Source organism: uncultured Helicobacter sp., from assembly GCF_947367035.1.
Taxonomy (GTDB): domain Bacteria; phylum Campylobacterota; class Campylobacteria; order Campylobacterales; family Helicobacteraceae; genus Helicobacter_D.
The window spans coordinates 1-23,708 of sequence record NZ_CANBCA010000024.1 but is presented as its reverse complement, the minus strand read 5'-3'; the positions used below and the strand labels follow the sequence as shown (position 1 = coordinate 23,708).

At 34.0% G+C, this 23,708-nt stretch carries 23 protein-coding genes; 14 read left to right on the top strand and 9 right to left on the bottom strand.

All coding sequences use genetic code 11. The features are described from left to right. Positions 1-74: DUF2972 domain-containing protein (locus tag Q0Y61_RS09480; RefSeq protein WP_366517296.1), on the top strand; the 74-nt coding region annotated here is incomplete at its 5' end. Positions 75-205: 131 nt separating this feature from the next. On the opposite strand, the gene rpsU is transcribed toward Q0Y61_RS09480, so the two are convergent. Next, positions 206-418: a 30S ribosomal protein S21 gene (gene rpsU, locus Q0Y61_RS07725; protein ID WP_006803152.1), complete on the bottom strand. Its 213-nt coding sequence runs from the start codon at positions 416-418 to the stop codon at positions 206-208. A gap of 203 nt (positions 419-621) precedes the next feature. Between rpsU and ccoG the strand changes: the two genes are divergently transcribed. From ccoG to Q0Y61_RS07695, 6 genes are all read left to right on the top strand, one after another. After that, a complete protein-coding gene (gene ccoG, locus Q0Y61_RS07720) occupies positions 622-1,992 on the top strand; it encodes a cytochrome c oxidase accessory protein CcoG (protein WP_297813947.1) in 1,371 nt (456 codons plus the stop codon). 77 nt (positions 1,993-2,069) lie between these two features. After that, the gene (locus Q0Y61_RS07715; RefSeq protein WP_297813943.1) at positions 2,070-3,140 is read left to right on the top strand and encodes an AI-2E family transporter; all 1,071 of its coding nucleotides are present in this window, start codon (positions 2,070-2,072) and stop codon (positions 3,138-3,140) included. Between the two features lie 74 nt (positions 3,141-3,214). After that, the gene (mnmH, locus tag Q0Y61_RS07710) at positions 3,215-4,219 is read left to right on the top strand and encodes a tRNA 2-selenouridine(34) synthase MnmH (protein ID WP_297813940.1); all 1,005 of its coding nucleotides are present in this window, start codon (positions 3,215-3,217) and stop codon (positions 4,217-4,219) included. Between the two features lie 9 nt (positions 4,220-4,228). Beyond that, positions 4,229-5,335, top strand: coding sequence for a peptide chain release factor 2 (gene prfB / locus Q0Y61_RS07705; RefSeq protein WP_297813933.1), 1,107 nt, complete (start codon positions 4,229-4,231; stop codon positions 5,333-5,335). Positions 5,336-5,351: 16 nt separating this feature from the next. Then, entirely contained in the window at positions 5,352-6,338 is a 987-nt protein-coding gene (gene msrP / locus Q0Y61_RS07700; protein ID WP_297813930.1) for a protein-methionine-sulfoxide reductase catalytic subunit MsrP, read from the top strand. 8 nt (positions 6,339-6,346) lie between these two features. Continuing rightward, the gene (locus Q0Y61_RS07695) at positions 6,347-6,898 is read left to right on the top strand and encodes a hypothetical protein (RefSeq protein WP_297813925.1); all 552 of its coding nucleotides are present in this window, start codon (positions 6,347-6,349) and stop codon (positions 6,896-6,898) included. Here the strand turns inward: Q0Y61_RS07695 and murJ are convergent. Beyond that, a complete protein-coding gene (gene murJ, locus Q0Y61_RS07690; protein ID WP_297813922.1) occupies positions 6,873-8,324 on the bottom strand; it encodes a murein biosynthesis integral membrane protein MurJ in 1,452 nt (483 codons plus the stop codon). The genes Q0Y61_RS07695 and murJ overlap by 26 nt on opposite strands. Positions 8,325-8,422: 98 nt before the next feature. Between murJ and Q0Y61_RS07685 the strand changes: the two genes are divergently transcribed. From Q0Y61_RS07685 to yedF, 5 genes are read left to right on the top strand one after another with little or no spacing between them, the layout of a single operon-like run. Continuing rightward, the gene (locus tag Q0Y61_RS07685) at positions 8,423-10,210 is read left to right on the top strand and encodes a flagellar assembly protein A (protein ID WP_297813918.1); all 1,788 of its coding nucleotides are present in this window, start codon (positions 8,423-8,425) and stop codon (positions 10,208-10,210) included. 9 nt (positions 10,211-10,219) lie between these two features. Next, the gene (gene ruvA / locus Q0Y61_RS07680; protein ID WP_297813915.1) at positions 10,220-10,801 is read left to right on the top strand and encodes a Holliday junction branch migration protein RuvA; all 582 of its coding nucleotides are present in this window, start codon (positions 10,220-10,222) and stop codon (positions 10,799-10,801) included. A 12-nt stretch (positions 10,802-10,813) separates the two neighbouring features. Continuing rightward, on the top strand, positions 10,814-12,145 hold the full coding sequence (gene rimO, locus Q0Y61_RS07675; RefSeq protein ID WP_297813912.1) for a 30S ribosomal protein S12 methylthiotransferase RimO: 1,332 nt from the start codon (positions 10,814-10,816) through the stop codon (positions 12,143-12,145). Then, positions 12,145-13,209: a tRNA lysidine(34) synthetase TilS gene (gene tilS / locus Q0Y61_RS07670; protein ID WP_297813907.1), complete on the top strand. Its 1,065-nt coding sequence runs from the start codon at positions 12,145-12,147 to the stop codon at positions 13,207-13,209. The genes rimO and tilS overlap by 1 nt, the downstream gene beginning before the upstream one ends. Beyond that, positions 13,202-13,534, top strand: coding sequence for a sulfurtransferase-like selenium metabolism protein YedF (gene yedF, locus Q0Y61_RS07665; protein WP_297813904.1), 333 nt, complete (start codon positions 13,202-13,204; stop codon positions 13,532-13,534). Before tilS ends, yedF begins: the two co-directional genes overlap by 8 nt. Here yedF and Q0Y61_RS07660 read toward each other — a convergent pair. The 7 genes from Q0Y61_RS07660 to glyS all read right to left on the bottom strand — a co-directional run bounded on the left by Q0Y61_RS07660 (position 13,531) and on the right by glyS (position 21,171). Then, positions 13,531-14,595, bottom strand: coding sequence for a glycosyltransferase family 9 protein (locus Q0Y61_RS07660; RefSeq protein WP_297813901.1), 1,065 nt, complete (start codon positions 14,593-14,595; stop codon positions 13,531-13,533). The two genes, yedF and Q0Y61_RS07660, sit on opposite strands and share 4 nt — an antisense overlap. Positions 14,596-14,604: 9 nt before the next feature. Further along, on the bottom strand, positions 14,605-15,525 hold the full coding sequence (locus tag Q0Y61_RS07655) for a lipid A biosynthesis lauroyl acyltransferase (protein ID WP_297813898.1): 921 nt from the start codon (positions 15,523-15,525) through the stop codon (positions 14,605-14,607). Beyond that, positions 15,522-16,532 (bottom strand): lipopolysaccharide heptosyltransferase I, encoded by a 1,011-nt coding sequence (gene waaC / locus Q0Y61_RS07650; protein ID WP_297813895.1) that lies wholly within the window; start codon positions 16,530-16,532, stop codon positions 15,522-15,524. Before waaC ends, Q0Y61_RS07655 begins: the two co-directional genes overlap by 4 nt. Positions 16,533-16,535: 3 nt before the next feature. Further along, positions 16,536-18,011 (bottom strand): Ppx/GppA phosphatase family protein, encoded by a 1,476-nt coding sequence (locus Q0Y61_RS07645; protein WP_297813892.1) that lies wholly within the window; start codon positions 18,009-18,011, stop codon positions 16,536-16,538. A 9-nt stretch (positions 18,012-18,020) separates the two neighbouring features. Continuing rightward, complete coding sequence (locus Q0Y61_RS07640; RefSeq protein WP_297813889.1) at positions 18,021-18,272, bottom strand: YfhL family 4Fe-4S dicluster ferredoxin; 252 nt, start codon at positions 18,270-18,272, stop codon at positions 18,021-18,023. A 152-nt stretch (positions 18,273-18,424) separates the two neighbouring features. Beyond that, entirely contained in the window at positions 18,425-19,105 is a 681-nt protein-coding gene (locus tag Q0Y61_RS07635) for a hypothetical protein (protein WP_297813887.1), read from the bottom strand. 8 nt (positions 19,106-19,113) lie between these two features. Further along, on the bottom strand, positions 19,114-21,171 hold the full coding sequence (gene glyS, locus Q0Y61_RS07630) for a glycine--tRNA ligase subunit beta (RefSeq protein WP_297813883.1): 2,058 nt from the start codon (positions 21,169-21,171) through the stop codon (positions 19,114-19,116). 125 nt (positions 21,172-21,296) lie between these two features. Between glyS and Q0Y61_RS07625 the strand changes: the two genes are divergently transcribed. After that, complete coding sequence (locus Q0Y61_RS07625) at positions 21,297-22,652, top strand: ATP-binding protein (protein ID WP_297813879.1); 1,356 nt, start codon at positions 21,297-21,299, stop codon at positions 22,650-22,652. Between the two features lie 82 nt (positions 22,653-22,734). Beyond that, on the top strand, positions 22,735-23,708 hold a 974-nt coding region (locus Q0Y61_RS07620), incomplete at its 3' end, for a methyl-accepting chemotaxis protein (RefSeq protein ID WP_297813876.1).

Genomic DNA, 23,708 nt, shown 5'->3' with positions numbered 1-23,708 from the left:
GTCCCGATATAGTCCAATCTTGGAAATATTATCAAGAGTTTGTCAGAATGTGTGAGGGAGATGAAGAGGCTTAAAGTTTTAGAAGATTTATGTTATTTGGAATCTTTATCTTTACTTTTTAAACGAAAAACTTGCAAAGATTATTACTAAAAAGGTTCAGGATTAAAAGAGAGTTGCTATAAGATCCCATAAGGGAATCTTATGCCTAGAGCCTTGATTCGTAGCGGCGAAGCATATATAAGCGTTTGAGCATTTTTTTGCGTGCGCTGATTTTTTGCTTTTTACGCTTTTCAGTTTTTGGTTCAAAGAATCTTCTTGCGCGACTTTCAGTTACCACAAGGTTTCTATCTGCTTGTTTTTTGAACTTCCTGTAAGCATCATCAAAAGATTCGTTTTCCCTCACTTTGATACCTGGCATCTAAATCACCACCTTTATTGTGTAAAATAAACTTTTATACTTAGAATAAAAGCTTCGTAATCTTAAACAAAAAATATTTAAAATTGATTTAATGAATGTGAGAAAATCACTCAATTAAAGAATAAAATCTAATCTTTTTGCATAAATTATGATAAAATCTAATCTAAAATTTACTAGAAAATTAGTTTGTTAGGAGTGTAGCAATGATAGATGGTATCAAAAAGAATTTGTATTTCAGACAACGTTACATTATGTATGGAATCACTACGATTCTATTATTTTGTATGCCTTTTATCAAAATTAATGGCAATCATATTTTCTTGCTCTCTTTTGACCATAAGCAGCTGCATTTGCTAGGGGTTGCCTTTGATATGCAAGAATTGTATCTTATGCCTTTTTTGTTAATTTTAATGTTTTTGGCAATTTTCTTTATGACCACTCTTGCGGGACGTGTGTGGTGTGGTTGGGCTTGTCCGCAAACAATCTTTCGTGTTCTGTATCGTGATTTGTTAGAGACGAAAATTTTGGGTTTGCGCAAGAGAATGGAGAATCGCCAATTAGAGCCAGATATGAGTTTGGCAACAAATAAAATTAAAAAAGCTATTGCTGTTTTAATTTGGGTGGTTTTATCTCTGGTAGCAGCTTCTAATCTTATGTGGTATTTTGTGCCACCAGAGGATTTTTTTCGCTATATTCAAAATCCATTAGAACATAAGTATTTATTTATTTTTTTACTAGGTTTTACGATTGCGTTAATTGCTATCGTAGTGTTCATTAAAGAAAATTTTTGTATTTATATGTGTCCTTATAGCCGTGTGCAAAGTGTCTTGTATGATAATGATACGATTATGACGGTTTATGATTACAAACGAGGGGGAGAAGTCTTTGATGCAAAAGGTATTAAACTATGGAAAAAGCCAGAAGTGCCAAATGCAGAATGCACAGGCTGTGAAGCTTGTGTGAAAATCTGTCCTACGCATATTGATATTCGTAAAGGAATGCAACTAGAGTGTATTAATTGCTTGGAGTGTTCTGACGCTTGCACAAAAGTAATGGGTAAGTTAGGCAAGAATACACTCATTTCTTGGACTAGCCCACAAAGCATTGAAGACCGACAAAAAGTGCGCTATATGCGATTTAAGACGATTGGTTATATTGTAGCTATGGCTGTTGTTTTTACAGCTCTTTTGATAATGAGTTCTAAAAAAGAAGATATGCTCTTAAATATCAATCGGCAAGAGCTTTATACGATTCGTGATAATGCACGCGTAGAAAACTCTTATGTTTTCTTGTTTCAAAATACTCAAAAAGAAACCTATGATTTTTATTTTGAAGTGGAAAACAATGCAGATATTAAAATTAAACGTCCAAGTAAGCCATTTAGAATTGAATCAGGCGAAAAGTCTAAGCAAGTTGTGGTGCTTTACACGGAAGTAAATCTAGCTCAAGATGAGCAAAAAGACACGCATATCCCACTAAATATCAAAGCTTATGCCATAGGTAGTGAGAAGCCTATTGAAGTCTTAAGGAAAAGCGTGTTTATCTATCCGCCAAGTCGGGCATTGCATAAATAAGCATTGTATAGAGATTCTTAAATTGCTCAGCCATAATCTTGTGGTTTTGCGATTTTGATTTGTTAAAAGGTAAAAGTATGCAAAGGGCTGGAGTTTATTTTTTTCTTGTTATTTTTACTTTAACTTTATTTGCTTTGTTTAAGCTTTACTCTCCCTTTTTAATGAATTTGCTAATTGCCTTTTTGCTATTTATCGCTACGCAAAACATTTATTACGCAATTTTAAGACAAATAAAATCCCGATGGATTTCTACCTTTTTAGTTACTTTTTTGTTGGTGATTCTTTGTTTTTTGCCTATTTTTTATATTCTTTTAAATTTAGTTACTTTAGCAACAAATTTAGAGTTAGGGAATTTTCATAATTTCTTATTGGATTTACAAATGCAATTAGGGGAATATGCTAGAGAATTTTTTGCTTACCTTCCCGATTTATTACAAAAAGAAGTTAATAATTGGTTGGCACAATTTTCTGCAATTAATTGGGCAGAAGTGGCTAAAAAGGGCTTAGGAATCATTGCAAAAGTTTCCCAAAATAGTTTGTATTTCTTGAGTGATACATTTTTTATTTTAGTTTTTTTATTCTTTTTCTATTATTATGGTAGTGCATTGGGGCAATATTTTTTGGCATTGATTCCTATTAAACCCCTTTATATCCAATCACTTTATGATGAAGTGAGTGCCGTGATTAGTGTAGTGTTCTATTCTTCTATTTTTTCTATGCTTTTGCAAGGCGCATTGTTTGGAATTTTAATGGCTTTTTTGGGATATAATGCCCTTTTATTGGGTGTTTTTTATGGTTTTGCTTCACTTGTGCCAATCGTGGGTGGTAGTTTAGTTTGGTTACCCATTGCTGGATATGAATTGTATTTAGGGAATTATGGCTATGCTATAATGATTGCACTTTATTCTATTATTGTGATTGCAACCTTAGCAGATAATGGTGTAAAACCTTTAATTATAAGTTTTATTAATCGTGTATTTATTAAAACACCACTTAAAATTAACGAGATGTTAATTTTCTTTGCTATTCTTGCAGGGCTTACAAGTTTTGGGTTTTGGGGTATTGTCTTTGGTCCTGCTATTACAGCATTATTTATCGCATTGCTTAGAGTTTATAAGAATCTTATCAAAGATAATTCTAGTTTATGAATTTGTTCTTTGGAGATTCTTTACCTTAAACATAATGGTATTGAATTTAAGCGAAAGTATATTAGAGGAAAGAAATGGCAAAAGCACTTTCAATTGATAGCTTTTTAAAAATGGATTTATCGTTGATTATAGATGTGCGCTCACCTAGAGAATATGCAGAATCACATATTATAGGGGCACAAAATTTCCCTGTATTACAAGATGAGCAATATGAACAAATTGGTATATTGTATCGTAAAGATTCTTTTAAGGCAAAAGTCTTAGGAGCGAGTTTTGCGAGTTCTAATATCGCCAAACATTTATTAGAATTGCAAGAGAAGATTAGCCCTAAAAAACCTTTTGGGATTTATTGCGCTCGTGGTGGTATGCGAAGCAATGCCTTTTTTATGGTGTTGCAAGCAATTGGTTATCAGGTGGTATTGTTAGAGGGTGGCTATAAATCCTATCGTAAAGAAGTTTTGCAATCTCTCCAAAAGCCTCCCCCTCATCGTTTTATCACGCTTGTTGGACAAACAGGTAGTGGAAAAAGTGAGATTATTCAAAACTTTAAGGATTCTTTGGATATTGAAGGAATCGCAAAACATTTGGGCTCAAGCTTTGGTGCGATTTGTGGCAAACAACCAAGTGTTAAGATCTTTCAAAATTTACTTTTTGCGCGTTTGAAATCCTTAGAAAATGCACCTTTTGTGCTAGTGGAGGGTGAGAGCAAAAAGCTTGGTAATCTTATTTTGCCTACACCGCTTTATACCTCTTATCAAAATGCTCCTAAGGTTTTAATTGTTACACCGCTAGAGCAGAGGGTGCAAAGAATCGTAGCCCAATATGGTAAAATTTCATTGCCATTTTTTGAAAACTCTATGCAAAAGATTGCACCTTTTATGAAAAAGGAGTTTTGGCAAGAGGCTAAAAATGCTTTTTATGCCGGAAATTTGGTGCGTGTAGCAGAAATTTTGTTGTTAGAATATTATGACAAAGTTTATAAAAAAGAATCTTATTTGTGCAAGATTCCTTATCAAAGTCTTTCCCAAGTGTGCTTGGATATTGAGGTTTTTGCTAAGGAATTTTATCAACAAAAATAAAGGAAAATTTTGGATAATTATGAATATAGTGAATTGTTAAAAGATTTAGAAATTAAATGTCAAAATATAGAAAAAATTATGCAACCCAGTCTTTTACAAAAGCGGATTTTAGAAATTACGAACCAAGAACAATCAAAGGAGTTTTGGGAAGATGCAAAAAGAGCAGGAGAGTTGCAAAAAGAAAAAAAACGTTGTGAGCGTCAATTAGAAAAATATAATGCTGCAAAATCTGCATTAGAGGACGCAAAAGAGTTATTTGAGATTTCTCAAGAGGATTTGGAGAGTTTAGAGTTGCTTTTTGCAGAATCTAAAGAGCTTGAGGAGCAAATTAAAAATGCAGAAATTGAAGTAATGTTAAGCGGTGAGTTAGACGCGAATAATGCGATTTTTACTATCACCCCGGGGGCAGGTGGGACAGAATCGCAAGATTGGGCAAGTATGCTTTATCGTATGTATTTACGTTGGGCGGAGAGAAAAGGCTTTAAGGTAGAATTGCTGGATCTTCAAGAAGGAGAGGAAGCGGGTTTAAAAGATGTTAGTTTTCTTATCAAAGGTGAAAATGCTTATGGCTATGCGAAAGTTGAAAATGGAATCCATCGTTTGGTGCGTATTTCTCCTTTTGATTCTAACGCAAAACGGCATACGAGTTTTACTGCAGTGCAAGTTAGTCCAGAGATTGATGATAATATAGAAATTGAGATTGAAGAGAAAGATTTGCGTATTGATACTTATCGCGCTTCAGGAGCAGGCGGGCAGCACGTGAATAAAACAGAATCTGCGATTCGCATTACACATACGCTAACCGGAATTGTCGTGCAATGTCAAAATGATAGAAGTCAGCATAAAAATAAAGCCACCGCAATAAAAATGCTAAAATCTAAGCTTTATGAGCTAGAGTTGCAAAAAAAAGAATCGCAAAATGCCAATGAAGATAAAAGTGAGATTGGTTGGGGGCATCAGATTAGAAGCTATGTTTTAGCACCTTATCAACAAGTCAAGGACTTACGCTCCAATCTCGCATATAGTAATGTGGAAGCAATTTTAGATGGCGATATTGATTCTATGCTAGAGGGCGTCTTAATTGCTATGAATACAGCAGAATCTCTTAAAAGATAAAATCAAAGGAGAACTAATGGATTTTTTAAACTATAAAAAAGCAAATAAGAAAGAGCTAGAGAATGTAACATCAGAGGAATGGTTTAGGGAGAGAAGAAAGTTTCTAAAATTAGGAGTTGGAAGTTTAGTAGCGACTTTGAGTGTGGAGCAACTCCTTGCGGCTATGGGGGATAATTTCTCCTATCGTTCTATGAGCAAAGAGGAAATGATAAGAATCAATGGACAAAGCCTTAAAAGCACATCAGAAGAACTTGCGATAAGTCATAATAATTTTTATGAGTTTGGATATTCTAAAATAGACCCAAAGAATAAATCCAAAGGATTCAAAACGCGTCCTTGGGAAGTTAGCATTGAGGGAGAGGTAGAGAAGCCTTTTAAAATCCTTGTTGATGAATTGATTAGAAAAATGACTTTGGTAGAGCGGGTTTATCGCTTTCGCTGTGTGGAGGCTTGGAGTATGGTAATTCCTTGGATTGGGTTTGAGCTTAGAGAATTGATAGATTATGCTAAACCTACAAAAGAGGTAAAATATATTCGTTTCACTACTCTTTATGACCCTAAACAATTCCCTATGCAAAGAGAATTTCTTGGTATGAATACAAGTTTTTTGGATTTTCCTTATCAGGAATCTTTACGAATAGATGAAGCAAGACATTCTTTGACACTTCTTGCAGTAGGAATGTATCAAAAGAAACTTTTACCACAAAATGGAGCACCTTTGCGTTTAGTTGTGCCTTGGAAATATGGATATAAGATGATTAAATCTATTAATAAAATTGAATTTTTAAAAGAACAGCCCATTTCTACTTGGGAGAAAGAGAATCCTAAAGAGTATGGATTTTATGGTAATGTAGATCCGCAAGTAGCACACCCTAGATGGTCTCAAGCAAGTGAGCGAGTTATTGGGCAAGGTGGAGGACGTGTGCCAACCCTTTACCTAAATGGTTATGCTAAAGAAGTAGAGCATCTTTATGCTGGATTAGATAGAACAAAGCTTTATTAGGGATTTCTTTGAAGTCGCGTTGCTTATCCTTCGCAGAAATTATTAGTTTTTTGCTAATTACAGCAGTGGCTTGGCAGGGGATTAGGCTTATAGAATCCTCTAAACTAAATGAGTTTAGCGACCCTATTGCTACACTTTATTTTTGGAGTGGCTGGGTTGGTGTGGCATTTTTAGTTTTTTCTCTCCTTTCTCCAAAGTTTAAAAAACAGCTTGGTTTATTTGCATTGATTGCTGGAATTTTACATAGCGGTATTTTTATCGCTTTAGATTTTGACTTCCACTTTGATTTTATTTTTATAGAATTAAGCCAAAAATATTATTTGTATTTTGGAGCATTGTCGCTTTTGTGTTTATTGATTTGTGCGATTGGAAGCTTTGGCTTTTTCAAGAAATTTAGACTTTATTATGTCGTGTATTTGGCATTGATTTTGTCTTTAATTCATTGGTTAATGATTCAAAAGATTCTAGCCCTTAATTATCTTTTGATTGGTTTTGGACTTATAATATTAATTGGTTATAAACTCTTAAAAATCTTTACAAACAAAAAATATAATTTTTAAAACTTAAAAGAGCAAGAGATTCTATGGCTAATAGGAAGCTAAGAATCACAATCCATTTGGGATTCCATAGAATCTTTAAAAAGCGATTCCAACCAAAAAAATGTAAAGTAAGAAAAAATACAAAGAATCCGCTAATACTTCCACCAAGTGCCAATCCCATTGCACCAAAGTGCTGCATAAGCAAAAAGGAACAAAAAGTGCCAATCCCAAGTGAAAATGCTGAGATTTTAGCTGCTAGTGCTTGTTTAGAATGGGAATAAAGCCAAAGTGAAAAAATCCTAGTAAGCCCAAAAGGAAGTAAGCCAACAAGATATGCGCTAAAGACTTTAGCACATATTAGTGTATCCGTGCGGGTGAATTTACCTCTCTCGAAAAGTAACCAAATAATTTCGTTTTGCAAGAGAATACCCCCTAGCACACATAAGCTAAGCAAAATTGAAAGTAGCCAAAAAGAACGTGTTAGTTCTTTTAAGGCAAGAGATTCTTTGGATTCTTTGATATATTTTGCTACCAAAGGGAACAAAGCCGTAGAAGTCGCAATCGCAAAAATTGCTAAAGGAAGTTGAAAAATCCGATTTGCATAGTATAAATAAGAGATACTGCCACTTACTAAAAAAGAGGCTAAAAGTGTGTCAATAAAGGACGCCAATTGCGCAGTAGAGCTACCAAGCATTGCAGGAAAGAATTGTTTAAAGAAATCTTGAACACTTTTGCGAATAGAATCTTGTTTATTTCTTTGTGATTTTAAGGAGAGTGTTTGTAGGGTTGAATCGCGTTTTAATTCTTTCAATCCAATATACAAAAGCTTAAAGAATCCTAAACGATACATAGGAAAGCAGTGCAGTAAAATCTGTGCAATTCCACCACAAAGCACAGCATAGCTTAAGATTAAAATTGCTTGATAGGATTCACTATTGCGTGCAAGAAGTAGTGCGAATATCATCGCAAGATTAAGGAGTGCTGGAGAGTAAGCCCACGCAGTAAAATTACGCTTGTATTGGAGCATCGCACCAAAGAGTGTTACGATAAAAATTAAAAGTAAATACCAAAAGTTAATGGCAACAAGTGGCGCAGTAAGAGTAATTAATTCATCAGAAAACCCAAAAGCTAGAAGTTTCGTAAGTGGTGTGCTAAAAATCCATACCAAGAGAGAGAGACAGATTAAAAAACTGCAAAAAATCAAGCCAATCTTGAGTGCAAATCCTCCACGCAATCGTGTGTTAAAGAATTCGGGTAAAAAAGCTTGATTAAATGCTCCCTCTCCAAAGACTCTGCGAAAAAGATTAGGGAGCTTAAAAGCGACAAAAAACATATCACTATAAATGCTAGAACCAAGAATTGTAGCAGTAAGTAAATCGCGAAAAAACCCAAGAATCCTTGAGGTTAAGATTCCGCTGCTGTTAGTAAAAAAGGCTTTTAAAAACATTTTATTCTCTTTTGGCGCAAATATTGTGGTTTTTAATGGAATTTGTAACAAATTAAAGATAAAATTGTCTTTATTTTTGCATAAAAGGTTTCAAAAAGATGTTAAAAAACTCACTGCATACCTTTAGACCTTACTATGTTAATGAATGTGAAGATATTAAATTTGCCATTAAGCAAGTTTCATCACAATTTGGTATGGATGCAGATTCTTTTGATTTTGAGTTACAATCCATTGTAACTTATAAGAAAAATCTTTATGATTATGAATCCCAGTTAATTCCTCCTCAAGAAGTCAATAAGTTTTTGAATAATAGAGACAATATGCTAGAGCCAAATTTGGTAATCCAGCAACGTTATTGCATTTTAATCAAAGAGGAAAAGCGCAGAGAAACGAAATTTCATTTTACAACAGATAAAACTTTTAGCGAAGCATTCTTGATTTTTCGTGCAGGGTTTAACTATGTTCAAGAAGATTTTGATAATGTGTATATGCAAATCCAAAAAAAGAAAGTTTGGAATAAGATTCTGTGTTTTAATGAAGAGAAAGAAAAGAATGCATTAGAAGAATTTTTAAAAACCTTAGAATATCCTCTTAAACAAGAAGTGAAATATAAAATTTTAAGTGGAGTGAATTTGATTCCAAGTGTGGAGGGAAATTTAGAATTTAAAAAGGATATTACAGGGCAATTTCAAACGGTCTTAAAAAATGATGTCATTTGTGAATATCAAAAACCACTCCAAGGCAAACCAGGACGCAATATTCGCGGAGAATACATTATCCCGCAAAGTCCAAAAACACTTCATCAACCTTGTGCTTTACAATATGATAAAGGGAGTATTGAGCCAAAAGAATTTCCTTGTTGTATTCGCTACGTTAGTGTGATTGGTGGAATCTTAAAATATGAAGATGGGTTTTTATATGTTCGAGACACCCTAGAGACAGAATCTGTTACACTTAAAACCACAGGTTCATTGGTGGGCAATATTAATAGTGGCACGGTAATCAATATCACGCAAAAAGATGCAATGAAAGAGGCTTTGGGTCAAGGAATGAAAATCCAAGCAGGGGAAGTGAATATTGAGGGAAATATTGGTCCTAATGCGCAGATTAATTCTAAAGAAGTGCGTGTGGGAGGATTTACACATCAGAATTCCAAAATTTATGCCAATGATGCAGAGATTGCCACACATAAAGGTTATGTTAAGGGTGAATACATTAAAGTGGAGATGTTAGAAACAGGGATTATTGAGGGGAAAAAAGTAGAAGTAGATAAGGTCTATGGCGGGAAAATCTATGCTGAAGAGATTGTCATTAATACCTTACACTCTAATGCTTTTCTTTATGCGACTAAAAGTATCCATATTGGCAGAATGGAAAAAGGAGAAAATAAGTTTTTTTTGGCAGCTAATTATAGTCCATCAGGTAAAGAAAGATACGAAGCTTTCTCAAAGCAAAAGAATGAATCCATAAAAGAAGCTATTCGTATGACTAAAGAACTAAAAGTTGAAAGTTTGGAGCTTAAGAAGCTTAAAGCAACAGCCGATAAGATTCGTGGCACTTTAATTCATTATAAAAACACCAAAACCACTCCTCCTAGTTATTTATTGACAAGGTTTGAAGAATATTATCAAAGGGTAGTTCTTCTAAAGGCTAAGCGTCAAAAAATCAATGAATTAAGTATAGATTTCAAAACCGCGCGTGAAGCTTTAAATGGACTAGATGAAATGACAAAAAATGCAACAATTGTTATTGAGGGTGGTTGGGTTGGTTATAATGAAGTGCATTATATTTTCTACTCACCTAGTCGTGAGTTGCTTTGTATTCCAAAACCTGGCGAACCCTCCAAAGTCATCTACCAAAAAGGCGAAATCCAATTGATTTTATAAAGGAATCTTATGATTATTGCACTAGAGGGCGAAATATTTTTAAAAGAGCCTACGCGTTTAGCATTAAAATGTGCAGGAGTTGTGTATGAGGTGTTTGTGTCTTTGCAAGCTTCTAACCAAATTCATACAAAAGTAGGCGAAAAGATTATTTTACATATTTCCCATATTATTCGTGAGGATTCACAAGTTTTGTTTGGTTTTGTGGATTTGATAGAGAAAAGCTTATTTGAACGTTTGATTAAGATTAATGGAGTAGGTCCAAAAGTTGCCCTTGCGATTTTATCTACTTATAATCCCCAAACCTTTGCCAAAATTGTAGAAAGCAATGATATTAAGTCTATGCAAAAAGTGCCTGGAATTGGACCAAAGAGTGCCGGAAGGATTTTAGTTGAACTCTCTGGCTGGTCATTAGAATTAGTGCAAAGTGATAATTTAAAAGTTGCAGAGGATTCTAATTTACACCAAGTGATTTTGGCTTTAGAATCTTTAGGTTATAAAAATGATTTGATTATCAAAGCCACCAAAGGTTTAGAAAATGCTGAAGTAGGTGAAATGGTCAAAGCTGCTTTAAAGAGATTGCAAACTCTATAATTTAGGAGACAAATGCGTAAAAAACTACACTTAATCTCACTAGGTTGCACGAAAAATTTAGTAGATAGTGAGGTGATGCTTGGAGCTTTAAGTGAATATGAAAATATACAAGAAATAGGGGAAGCTGATGTTGTTATCATTAATACTTGCGGTTTCATTGAAGCTGCAAAGCAAGAGAGTGTGCAGACAATTTTAAACGCGTTAGAATCCAAGAAAAAAGATGCGATTTTGGTTGCTAGCGGATGTTTGAGCGAACGTTATGCTAAGGAGTTAAAACAGGAGATTCCAGAGATTGACATTATTGCAGGTGTAAAAGATTATGATAAAATTGATAAACTTATAGAATCTCTTAAAAACGGAAGTTTAGCTCCTCAAACCTCTAACGAAGTATTTTTAGCAGATGAAAACCATAAACGCGTGATTAGTGGCTCTCGAATTCACGCATATATTAAGCTATCTGAAGGATGTAATCAAAAGTGTAGCTTCTGCGCGATTCCAAACTTTAAGGGTAAGTTGCATTCTCGCACTTTAGAATCTACGCTCAAAGAGGTTAAAAATTTAGTCAAGCTTGGGTTTAGGGATTTTAGTTTCATTGCGCAGGATTCTAGCTCTTATTTGCGTGATGTGGGAGTTAAAGAGGGGTTAGTGCAACTGATTAAAAGTATTGATACGCTTGCAAAAGAGGGGTTAGAAATTAAAAGTGCTAGAATTTTATATCTTTATCCTTCCACGACTTCTAAGGCTTTAGTTAAAACAATTTGTGATTCTCCAATTTTTCAAAATTATTTTGATATGCCTTTGCAACATATTAATAAAAAGGTTTTGAGTTTAATGGGGCGAAGTGGCGAGTTTGTTGGATTGCTTAAAGCAATGCGTGCAGTGCCAAATAGTTTTGTGCGCACAAGTTTTATCGTTGGGCATCCAGGTGAGGATGAAGAGGAATTTGTAGAGTTGTGTGAGTTTATTAAAAACTATCGTTTTGATAGAATGAATCTTTTTGGATTCTCTTGTGAGGAGGGGACTAAGAGTGCGCGTTTAGAGCAGATTCCACAAAAGATTATCAATGCGCGTTTAAAGACAATCAATCGCATCTTTACAAAGCAGTATAAAACAGGTTTAAAAGAGCTTGTGGGTAAGGAGCTTGTGGCGATTTTGGAGGGGAAATCAACAGAATCGGAATATTTTTATAGCGCAAGGGATATTCGTTTTGCTCCAGAGATTGATGGAGAGATTTTGATTAATGATTCAAAAATAGAGGGGGATTTAAAGGTGGGATATTATCGCGTCAAAATCACGGAAGTCGCAGGAGAAAATGTGCTTGGTTGTGTACTTGGACACGCTTAATGCGCAGTTTAAACTTAGAATTTTTAGAGGATTTAAAAGCAGGAAAGAATCTTTTAGCCTTTTCGGGCGGGGTGGATTCTAGTGCTTTGTATTTTTTGCTTAAAAGTTATGGAATCCCTTTTGATATAGCGATTGTGGATTATGGAATCCGCAAACAATCTGCTTTGGAGGTTTCTTATGCGCGGAATCTTTGTTTTATGGACAACAAGCAATGCTTTGTGAAAGAAGCACAAAAAATTCAAGGAAATTTTGAAAATGAAGCGCGTAGGTTGCGTTATATGTTTTTTGAATCCTTAATAAAAGCACAGGGCTATACGCATTTAATTTTAGCCCATCAATTAAACGATGTTCTAGAGTGGTTTTTAATGCAATTTTGCAAAGGGACGAGTTTGGAGAGAATGCAAATGTCGCCCAAAAGTCAAAGGAGTATTTGGGATTCTGCAAAAACAATAGATTATTGGCTTGTGCGTCCTTTATGGAAAGTAAATCGTATGCAAATTTTGCGCTATCTTAATACAAATCAACTTTTTTATTTTGAGGATTTTAGCAATTTTGATATACATTTTAAACGCAATTATTTTAGGCAGAATTTTACAGACAAACTCATAGAGAAATTTACAAGCGGGATTACATTTAGCCTAGAATTGCTCAACGAAAACTCAAAAAAGCAGCGCAAAAGCGAGGTTGTGAATGTGGAATATCTTGGTAAGTGTTGCATATTGGAGAGGAAAGATTGCCAGAGTGTATTAGAGGAATTAGATTTTGTGTGTAAAATTTGTGGTGTATTGCTTTCGCGTGTGCAGAAATTGGAGTTAAAAGAGATTTTAAAATTAGAGCATTTTTCGCGAGTTTTTAAGCATAAAATCGTGATAGAAAAGGCAGGGGAGAGATTGTTTATTTGTTCTTATTGCCCTAAGGTGGTAATTCCTAAGAGAGTGCGAGAGCAATATCGTTCTTTTGGGATTCCACCAAAGTTTAGAATCTTTTTATTTCGGGCAAGAATTTTGGGGGTAGAGCAAAAAATTTTGGATATAATTTTTAATTTAAGGAGAAAAAATGAGTAAAGTATTATTACTAAAAGACGATAAGATTGGGGAGCACGCAGAGCTTGGGAGAAAGCTTATGTTAAACTTTTTAGGGACGCTTTTAACAATGGATAAACAGCCAAAGGCAATGTATTTGCTCAATCGTGCAGTTTTGTTAGCCACGACAGATAGTGAGGGTGTAGAAGCATTAAAACGTCTAGAGGAAAAGGGCGTAGTGATTTATTCTTGTCAAACTTGTTTGGGACATTTTAATGTGCTAGATATGTTAAAAGTTGGGAGTATAGGAAATATGCAAAACACGCTCAATGCGCTACTTAGCGAGGATTCTGTGATTACAATTTAGAGGATTTTTAGCAAGGGAGTTAAAAATTCTTGTAAAGTTTTTAGTGAGGATTCCTCGTTTATTTTTGTAAGCAAACAATCACTTTTTTTGCTACCATTGCAACCATCTCTACCACAAGGCACACAAGGCAAGGATTCTTGATAAACAAGATGTTTGCCCATTCTTTGGATTCCTTTTGCAGAGGTGTAGGTGGATTCCATTAGTGTATTATCCCAAGGACCCCAAGTTTTTGGAGAAGTTGGACCAAAAAAGGCAAAAGTTGGGGTGTTGTTTGCTGCACTTAAGTGCATAACCCCTGTATCTACTCCGACAAATGCAAGGGCTTTAGAATTAAGCAAAGAAACTTCCGCAAGAGAGAGATTTCCATTAAAAGAAAGTGGTTTGGTTTGAGTAAGTTGCAGAATCTTTTGGAGTTTTTCGGATTCTCTAGGGTCGTTTGAGGCTGTGAGGACACAAGGGATTTGATAGGTTTGTGTAATGAAATCAACGATTTTTGCACAAAAGCTATCCGCTAAGCATTTAAACATCCAACTGCTAAATAAATGCAAATGCACGAAATGTTCTGGTAGTTGAGCGAATTTTTCACAAGATTGTGCTATGTTTGTGCTGACACGTTTGTGAAGAATTGGAATCTTGAGTGCGCGTAGAGATTCTAGATTGTAGTCAATTGTGTGCGTTCCTTTGGTGATTAATTTTAAAGTGTAGATATTTTTTGACCAAAAGTTAGGTGGAGGGAATCCTACGCGAATCTTTGCTCCACTCCAAAAACTCAAAAATGCTGTGCGCTCCCCAGCACTCAATCCTATGACCATATCGTATTTTTCTTTAGCCACTGCAGAGAGGAGAGAAGTTTCTGTGTAAAGCTTATAAAAAGGATTCTTGGGGCGTTCAAGGAGGTGGATTTTGCGTAGATTTTCGCGACTGATTGCTCCCTCTGTGCCTTTATTTACCAACAAATCAATTTTGCACTCTTCGCCATAATAAGATTTTAGATTTGGAATTAGTGGGCTAACAAGCAACACATCACCGATTTTGTTTAATTTAATGATTAAAATTTTCATATAAAATTTCTAATACCTGTAAATTTCTGGATATTGATTTTTAAATTTCTTATGAAACCACAACCATTCTTTAGGATTTTCGCGAATGGCTTGTTCTAAAATATCACTTTGAAGCTGGGTTAAGCTTTGAATATCTGCTTGTAAATCTTCTGTTGGAAAAAAATTGATTGGAGGTAGAATCTTGATAATGATTTTACGATAATCTTGAGAGTAAGAAGCAAAAGCATGGACGATTTTGGCATTATATTTTAAACTCAAAATAGAAGCAATCGGTGTGTGTCGGACATTTTTATCAAAGAATTTGACCAATAATCCCTCATTTTTAGCAGTGTTTTGGTCTGTTACGATTCCAATAACTTTATTTTTATTTAGCGCTTTAACAAGTCCTAGCATTGCGCCTTGCTTGTTTAAGATTTTGATTTGAAACTTGGAACGTGTTTTTGTAAGATAGGTATTAATTAAATCGCTTTGTGTCATTCTTACAATTGCTGTAATAGGGTGGTTAAAGATGCAAGTAAAGGCGGGCGTAGTGTATTCCCAATTTCCGTAGTGTGCGGTAGTGAAAATGATTTTTTCTCCCTTTTGCAGTAAAGCAGTAATAATTTCTGGATTTTCAAGGCAAGTTATCTTTAAAATATGCTTTCTATGGCTCACAGATAACATAAAAAAGCTCATAGAATTATAAACAAGATTCAAATAATTTGTTTTTAAAATTTCGTGTTTCTTGAAATCATCTAAAGAACCATTGTAAGCAAACTCAAGGTTAGCAAGTAAATCAAATTTGCGTCTAGAATCTAGCAAATAGAGGATAAATGCGATTCCTTTGGCAAACCCAAATCGCAAGAAATGGGGCATAAATAAAAAGAGGTAGCCTAAAGCCTTAAGACTAGAAAAGAATGCTATCTCTTTTAGGAATCGCAAAAATTTCATAGGCTTACTCTTGAAGAATTTAAGAGATGAAATGCAAGTTTAGAAACTTCTAAAGGAGAGATTGTGCAAATACTAAAGTCATTTCTTTGATAGTTTGCATTTGGATTTGCGCTTAAAAAGAGATTCTGTGCGGTGCAGAGATTGAATCTACTAGGTGGTGTTGCGCCAAAAAGTGTGATAGATGGACGTTTAAATGCCCAAGCAAGATGTGTAATGCCTGTATCACCTCCAATGATTAAATCCATTTGCGTAATAAGGCATTTGATTTGATTCAAATCAAGGTTGTGGATACTTTGGAATTGCGCATTTTTAGGATTTGGAATCTTTAAGGCTTCACGACTTAAAAAAAGAGGAGTGCAATGGTTAGCATTTAAAAGGAAAGCAAGTTCAACAAAAGATTCTAAAGGATAGGTTTTATTTGGTTTAGAAGTTTCTAGCACACAAAGAATCTTTTTGCCTTGTGGCAGATGAAAAGGCAGTGAGGAATTTTGGAATCCTAGAAAGCTTTTGGGGTTTTTTAAAGTCTTCAAACTTGGAATATTTAAGGAAAATGCGCTAAAAGCCAAAGTTGCATTGCGTAGTAAAATATGTTCTTCATAAGGAATTGGGATTTTTTGGTGATAAAAAAGCGTTGCAAGGGATTCTTTGGCTTTTTGGAAACCAACGATTTTGCTTGTTTTTAAGATTCTACTTACCAAAGCAGATTTTAACAAGCCTTGCAAGTCCAAGACAATATCATAAGATTCTTGTTTAAGAGTGTGATAAATTGCTTTTAAGCCCTGAAGGTCTTTGGATTGAATAGTTAGCTTTAGAGGTATTGGAATCAGTTTATTAATATAAGGAGAATTTTCCAAAATCTCACTAAAAGCGCTATCAACATACCAATGCAAACTCGTTTGATAGGTTTTATTTAAAGATTCTACAAACAAAGGTAATATGCTTGCACTATGGATAATATCCCCAAGTGCGCTTAGACGAATGATGGCGATTTTAAGAGAAGCTTTCATTGATTAAGAGTTTGAAGTTAAAAAGGTAATTTCTGTGATTTGATTTGGGAGTGTTAGTTTGGCAATTTGTTCACGCACAAGATAGGAAAGATTAGAATGTGCAATCTGCAATACTAATCCTTTGTAGTTTAAATAAAAAGCAAATTCAAAGTTTTTTGGGGTTTGATTTTGGCTTAAAATTTCAGAAAGTCCAACAAAAAAGCTAAGAATCTTAATCACTTTAACCTCTGGTAATAAATTAGCATAAGTTAAAGAATCTGGGACTTTCTTTGAAGCAAAACGCACAAGAGTAGCGATAAGTAAGCGGTCTTTATGGCTTAAGCCATAATTGAGGGCATTAAATAAAATATAGTTTCCGTGATGGCTTTTTTCATAAAAATTAAGTGCAGTGCCGATGTTGCACAATTCCGCACTAATACTTAAATGTTGTTGATAAGAATCACTCACTAATTGATAATCTTTTTGGGCTTCAAAAAGTTTTAGTGCTAAGCTTTTTTGTAGATTAGATTGTTTAAAATCACGGATAAAGCGGTCTTTTAGATTTCTTACACTTGGGTTGAAATTTGGTGGGAAATGTCCATTTTCATAACGCAAAAGGTCATTTAAAAATACACCTTCACGCACACCCGCTCCACTTGTAATAACATTTTTGGCTTCAAAATGGAGTAAAGTTAAATGAAAGATTAATGCTCCCCCTTGAATAGAATCAATCCTGTCTTCTTTAATGCCAAGTTCTGGCAATTCTGAAGACTTGGCGGTATAGATTTTACGGAAAAATTCTGCGTGTGAGCAAAAGTCGTATTCAAAAGCGTGTAAAGTATCTAGTGGATAATTGATTTGTTTTTGAATCGTTTTGCTTAAGGCTCTTGCCGTTCCTCCAATCCCAAAGATACGTTTATGACGAAAATGATGAGGGATTTGTCCAAGTATTTGTTGAACAAATTGTATTGCTCCTTTTGAATTTCCTTTATCAAAAAATAATTCTTTTAAACGAATAGTTCCTAAGTTGAGAGAAATTTTGTCAATCACTTTACAATTTTCTATGAGTGCGCATTCTGTGCTACCCCCACCAATGTCAATTGTGAGACCCTCACGGTAGGGTAGGAGATTGAGCGCACTTAATGCTCCAAAGTATGCTTCTTGTTCTCCAGAAATTACTTTGATTTTTAATCCGATTTTTCTTGCAAGATTCAAGAAATCTTCTTTGTTGGGCGCATCACGCACTGCTGAAGTTGCAACACATAAAATTTTGCGTGCTTTGTGTAGCTTGGCAATCCATAAAAAATCTTTTAAAGCACTAATAGCACGTTCCATTGGTTTTAATTGCAAATAGCCTTGATGTTCATAAGTAGATTCAGAAATCCTCACTTTACTTTTAGTTTCATAGAGTAAATGAAATCCCAAATGGCTTGTTTTTTCAAAAATCGCCATTCTAGCAGAGTTTGAACCAATGTCAATAATTGCTGTAATTTGTGCCAACTCTTTGCCTTAATCTTCTTGGTGAAGTTGAGAATGTTTAAACTTTAGTTCTTCTAGAGATTCAACATTATCTGGGTCAGAGATGATTGCATCCACAGGACAGACAGAAAGACAAGCAGGTTCATCATAGAATCCATAGCATTCTGTGCAACGTTCTGGATCAATCGTATAGTTAGGGTCTCCCTCTTCAATTGCTTCATTGGGGCATTCTTCACGACAAGCATCACAAGCAATGCATTCTTCATTAATCATTAAAGACATAAGTTGCTCCATAATTATATAAAATTTTAAAATGAGGTTTTTAACTAAAAAATCCTAAAGAATTACTTAAAAATCATTTTTCTATGGAATCTTATTGCAAATCAAGATGAAAACAATTATAAAACGACTGAAATTGTAGTCTTGTGTAGTGTTTATAGTATCACGATTTCTGCATCTAGTGCTTTAAATGCATTTTTTTGATTTTCTAATATTACTTCTGGGATTTGACTCAAAATAATTTTGTTTTTTGGAATCATTGAGAGAAGAGAAAAGTTACCATTTAAATCCAAAATATCTGCTTTAGCAAAAATTGACTTCGTTAAATCATCTTTGGATTTTATACGAAAGATTCTTTCTAAACCGATTTTTAAGGCGTAATCACTTAAATTTTTAAGTTGATTTTGCGTTAAAAATTGGGGAAGTAATATAATACCATCTGCCCCATATACAAGAGATTCCAGTAATTGATAGGAATCTAAAATTAAAAAATCATAAATTAGTGGAAGATTCACATAGCGCCTGATGTAAGTTAGACTTTCTAAGGATTCTACGAGGAATCCACTCGCACTATCTTCGTGATTCTTTGCAATTTGTAAAAATGAAGCTTGCTCTTTTAAATCGACACTTTGCAACTTTGCAACAAGGCTTTCAGAGAAATGATAAAGTTTTTTAGGAATGGAATCTTTATGTTTTTTTAAGACCTTACATAATGGACGCGGTTGATAAGGTGTGTAAGCAAGCGCACGTCCAAGCCATTCTTGCGGGAAAATTTGCTTTTTTTCATTAAGGATTTGTCGGACTTGTAAAATTTCATTCTCACTAAATGTGCGCAAATTTAACCTTAAAAGCTGATTTCTTTAATATCTGCAATTTCTAAAAATGCTTTGTAAATCCTTGCGATTAAATGTTTGCGATTGTTTTTAAAATCCTCATCAGGAGCATTGACTAGCACTTTATCAAAAAATCTATCTAAAATAGGGCTAAGTTTAAGCAGTGAATTTAAGCGCGTAGCATAATCGCAACTTTCTAACACACAAGCATTAAAAGATTGATAAAGTTCCATTTCTTCTTTTGCAAGTAATTTATCTTCTTTAATGTTTAAATCTGAATTTAAATCTACTTCTTTGGTAATATTTGCTAGCCTTTTAAAGGTTTGAGACAAAAGATGTTTATCTTGATTTTTGAGTGTGGAATCTAATACGGTGAGTTTTTGAAAAATTTGCACTAAATTGCGTTCGTTTGTAGCTAAAATAGCACGTAAAAGAGAGGGATTGAAGTTTAATACAGAATCCAATCGTTCTAAAATAAAATTTTCAAGTGTTGTTAAATTAAAGGATTGATAAAGAGGTGCAAGCTGCTCTAAAAGAATTTTTAAATCAAAAGATAGATTAAAATGCAAGACAATTTTAATTATACCATTAGCTGCTCGGCGTAATGCAAAGGGATCGCGTGATCCACTAGGGATTTTGGCAAGACTAAAAAGCCCCATTAGATTGTCTAGTTTGTAGGCAAGTGCGACTAATGCACTGATAAGATTAGAAGGCAAGGCACTTTCTTCGGAGTTTGGCAGATATTGTTCTTTAATCGCAAGTGCAATCCTTTCATCATAATGCAAGGACTTTGCATAATAATAACCCATAATTCCCTGTAATTCAGTAAATTCATAAACCATTTCGCTTAGTAAATCTGCCTTACTTAGCATAGCAGCTTGGTCTATGATTTCATTTGCAAGCTCAAGATTTGGCTCAATAGTAGTAAGTTCTTGTGAAAAGATTTGGCTTAAAATTTGGACAATTTTACGCTCTCTTGTTGTTTTATCCCACATAGAACCTAAACCTTCTACAAAGGTTACTTCTTTTAGTCGCTTGGGTTCAAAGCCTACTTTTAAGTCATTATGATAGAAAAACAATGCATCTTCTAAGCGCGCACGAAGCACTTTAGCATTCCCATCTATAATTGCTTTAGAATCTTTTGTTAGACTATTAGAGACAACTACAAACCCGTGATAAAGGCTATTTTCTTTATAAGTGGCAAAGTAACGTTGATTCACTTTCATTGAAGTGATAATACAAGGGGCTGGGATTTCTAAAAAATGTTCACTAAATTCTCCAAAAAGGGCAGTGGGGTATTCTGTGATGCTAACGATTTCTTGTAATAATTCCGTGTCTATTTCAACCTTAATGTCTTTGGTCTTTTCAATTTCTTGGATTTCTGTTAAAATCTTTTCTTTTCGCTTGTTTGGGTCTAATATCACGCCGTTGTGGCATAGAATATCAAAATAATTTGAAGTATTTTGAATATCAAAGGATTCAAAACTCACATTGCGATGCACAAAAGTTTGTGCTTTAGATTTTATTCCATAAAGACTCAAGGGAACAAGTTTATTGTCTAATAGGCATAAAATCCAAGAAATTGGGCGGATAAAAGATTCCTTTAAATTTCCCCAACGCATAGTTTTGCCAAAGTTTAAGGATTCTAAAAATTCCTTAATAATTTCTTCTAAAAGATGAATTGCAGAGGTTTGCGGTGCTTGTTTTTGACAATATAAAATCTCTCTCTTTTCTTTCATTATAGTGCTGACTTCATTTTCTGCGATTCCACATTTTTTGAAAAACCCCAATGCAGCTGGAGTTGGAACATTGTCTTTGTAAGCAATATTTAAAGGTGGTCCAAAAAACTCTAAAGTTTCTGCGCTTTGAGTTTGAGGAAAGTTTGGACTGATGAGGACTAAACGACGTGGTGTGTAAAAAAAGTCAAACTCACAAGCAAGGCGATGAGATTTTAAAATTTTTTGAAATTTATCTTTAATGTTTGGGAGTTCAGCCAAAAATGGAATCGCAGGCAATTCCTCTGTGCCAATTTCAAGTAAAAGCGAACTTGTATTTAGTGTGGTTGTCATTCATTACCTCTCATTAAAAATTCTAAATATTGTAACAAAATAAATGCAATAAAAAACTTTAAAAATCTAGAAATTATTGAATTTAGGATATAATTAATCAACTGAATCAATAAGGGCAATAATCAGTGGAATGGTTGATTAATTGGAATGAGAATTACTCACTTGCGATTCTGTTTTTTGGGCTCGCTGTTTGTTTTTTTGGTATGGTAGTTTATTTGTTTTTAAATTATAGAAAACTTTTAGATGAGATTGAAAATAAAAGGGAGCTTGAAAAGGAGTTATTGAATAAAAATCTACAAATTGAAAGCTTTAGTCAAGAAATTGCTAATCAAATAGAATATGAAGTTGCTCAAAGGCTAAAAAGCGACTATACACACGATTATTTATTTGAAAATAGCTTAAATGCAATTATCTTGACACAAGATGAAGACTTGAAAATTATAAGACGCAATCGCGCTGCTTTAAATCTATTTGGCAAAGAAATCTTAAATCATAATATTTTGGAATTATTTAGCGATAAGACACATAAAAAAGTTGTGTTTGAGAAAATTGCACAGTTGAAACAAAGTAAATTGCGTCAAAATTTTCGGTTAAATTTATGTGTAGCAGATTCTATTATCCCCATAGTCATTTCTATTCATTTTATGAGCTTTGCACAAAAAATAACCATTTATTTTACATTTGTAGATATTTCAGATGTTGCAAAGCTAGAAGATGAATTACGTAATAAACGCGTTGCATTAATACAAAAAAGCAAAGAGGAAGCAATGGGTAAGATGCTGGGAAATATTGCACACCAATGGAAGCAACCCTTAAACTCTTTATATCTTCTTTGTCAGAATCTTAAAGAGATGAGTCAATTTGGTGAGCTAAATAAAGAAAATTTTGAAAGTTACATTCAAATAATGGCAAAACAAATTAATTTTATGTCTAAGACGATTGACGTATTTAAAGAATTTTATAATCCTAGTGAAAAAAAAGAAGAGTTTGAGGTTTATTACGCAATTAAAGATATATTAGATTTGTTTTATGGACTTGTGGATAAAAAAATTAGCATCAAGATGCAACCTTGTAAGATAAAAAAGCAACTTAAAATTTATGCAGGTAAAAATGAGTTACAACAAGTGATGATTGTTTTGTTGGACAATGCGATTGAGGCAGTGAAGGCGCGTCTGGATAGTGGGATAATCAAAGAAGGTAAAATTCGTATTGAATGTGCAATGGAGCAAAATATCGCAGAGGCAAAGATGTGTGTTATTCGTGTGCGAGATAATGGTGGGGGAATTAATGCAGAAATGACAAGCAAGATTTTTGAAGCATTTTTTACTACTAAAGAAAATGGAAGTGGAATGGGTTTGGCAATGGCGCAAGTGATTTTGGATAAAATGGAAGGTAGAATCACATTTGTTAATGAAAAAGAGGGAGTGGAGTTTAAGATTGAGTTACCAATAAAAACATATTTCAAAGATGAGCCAAAATAATTGAAGAGAATAAAAGTGTTAATGTTTTATGATTCTCAATATTCATTGGAATTTAGATATAATCATTTCAAGGAGATAAAAAATGCTTAAAACGATACGTTCCAAAATCATTGTAATGATTATTGTATTTTTATTGGCTCTTCTAGGAATGGTACATTATAATTTGGCAAGTGGTTTTGATAATATTACTAAAGTGAGCTCTACAAACGAACTTCATCAGTTGAATGCAATGCTTTTTGAAGGTTTGAAAGTTGCAATGAATACGGGAGACCCAGAAGTTATTGGTAATTTTATTAAAGGTTCTAAGCAAGTATCAGGTATTACAAATATGGAGGTTTTTCCATCTCAAGCAATTATTGAGTTGATGGGATTAAAAAAATCCTATACAACAATTCCGGAAATTTTGGAAGTTTTTAAAAGCAAAAAGGAATTTATCAGAATTTACAAAACAGAGAAAGACCAAGGCTATTTAATGGCAAAACCAATCATCGCAGAAGAGGCTTGCTTGATGTGCCACGCAACTTCACAAGTGGGCGAAGTGTTAGGAGTAGCTGAAATGCAAATTTCAAGTCAAGAATTAATAAACCATTCAAACACAATTCAGATAAAGATTATTTTTTGGATGATAAGTGTTAGCATTATTGCTTTGCTTGTGCTGTTCTTTTTGTTTAATCGTTGGGTATTTAATCCTATTTCAAATCTTGCCAGTGTTGCTTATGACCTTTCGCAAGGAGAAGGTGATTTAACAAAACGTTTGCCTATTAGAAACGAGGATGAAATTGCCAAAGCAAGTTCTTATATTAATGATTTTATTCAAAAAATTGATGACACAGTTGCAGATGCTAAAGATACAAGTCATCAAAATATTTTAAAATCTACCCAGCTTTCTAATGCCTCAAAGGAAATTGATGAGCGTATTGAATGTCTAGTGCAAATTGTGAAGCAAAGCACAAGTCTTGGTAAAAATATTGAATTAATGTTGAATGATTCTATGTCTTTAGTGCAAAAAAGCACTCACGACATTCAAGAATCTGCTGGTCATCTATCTAAAACAAA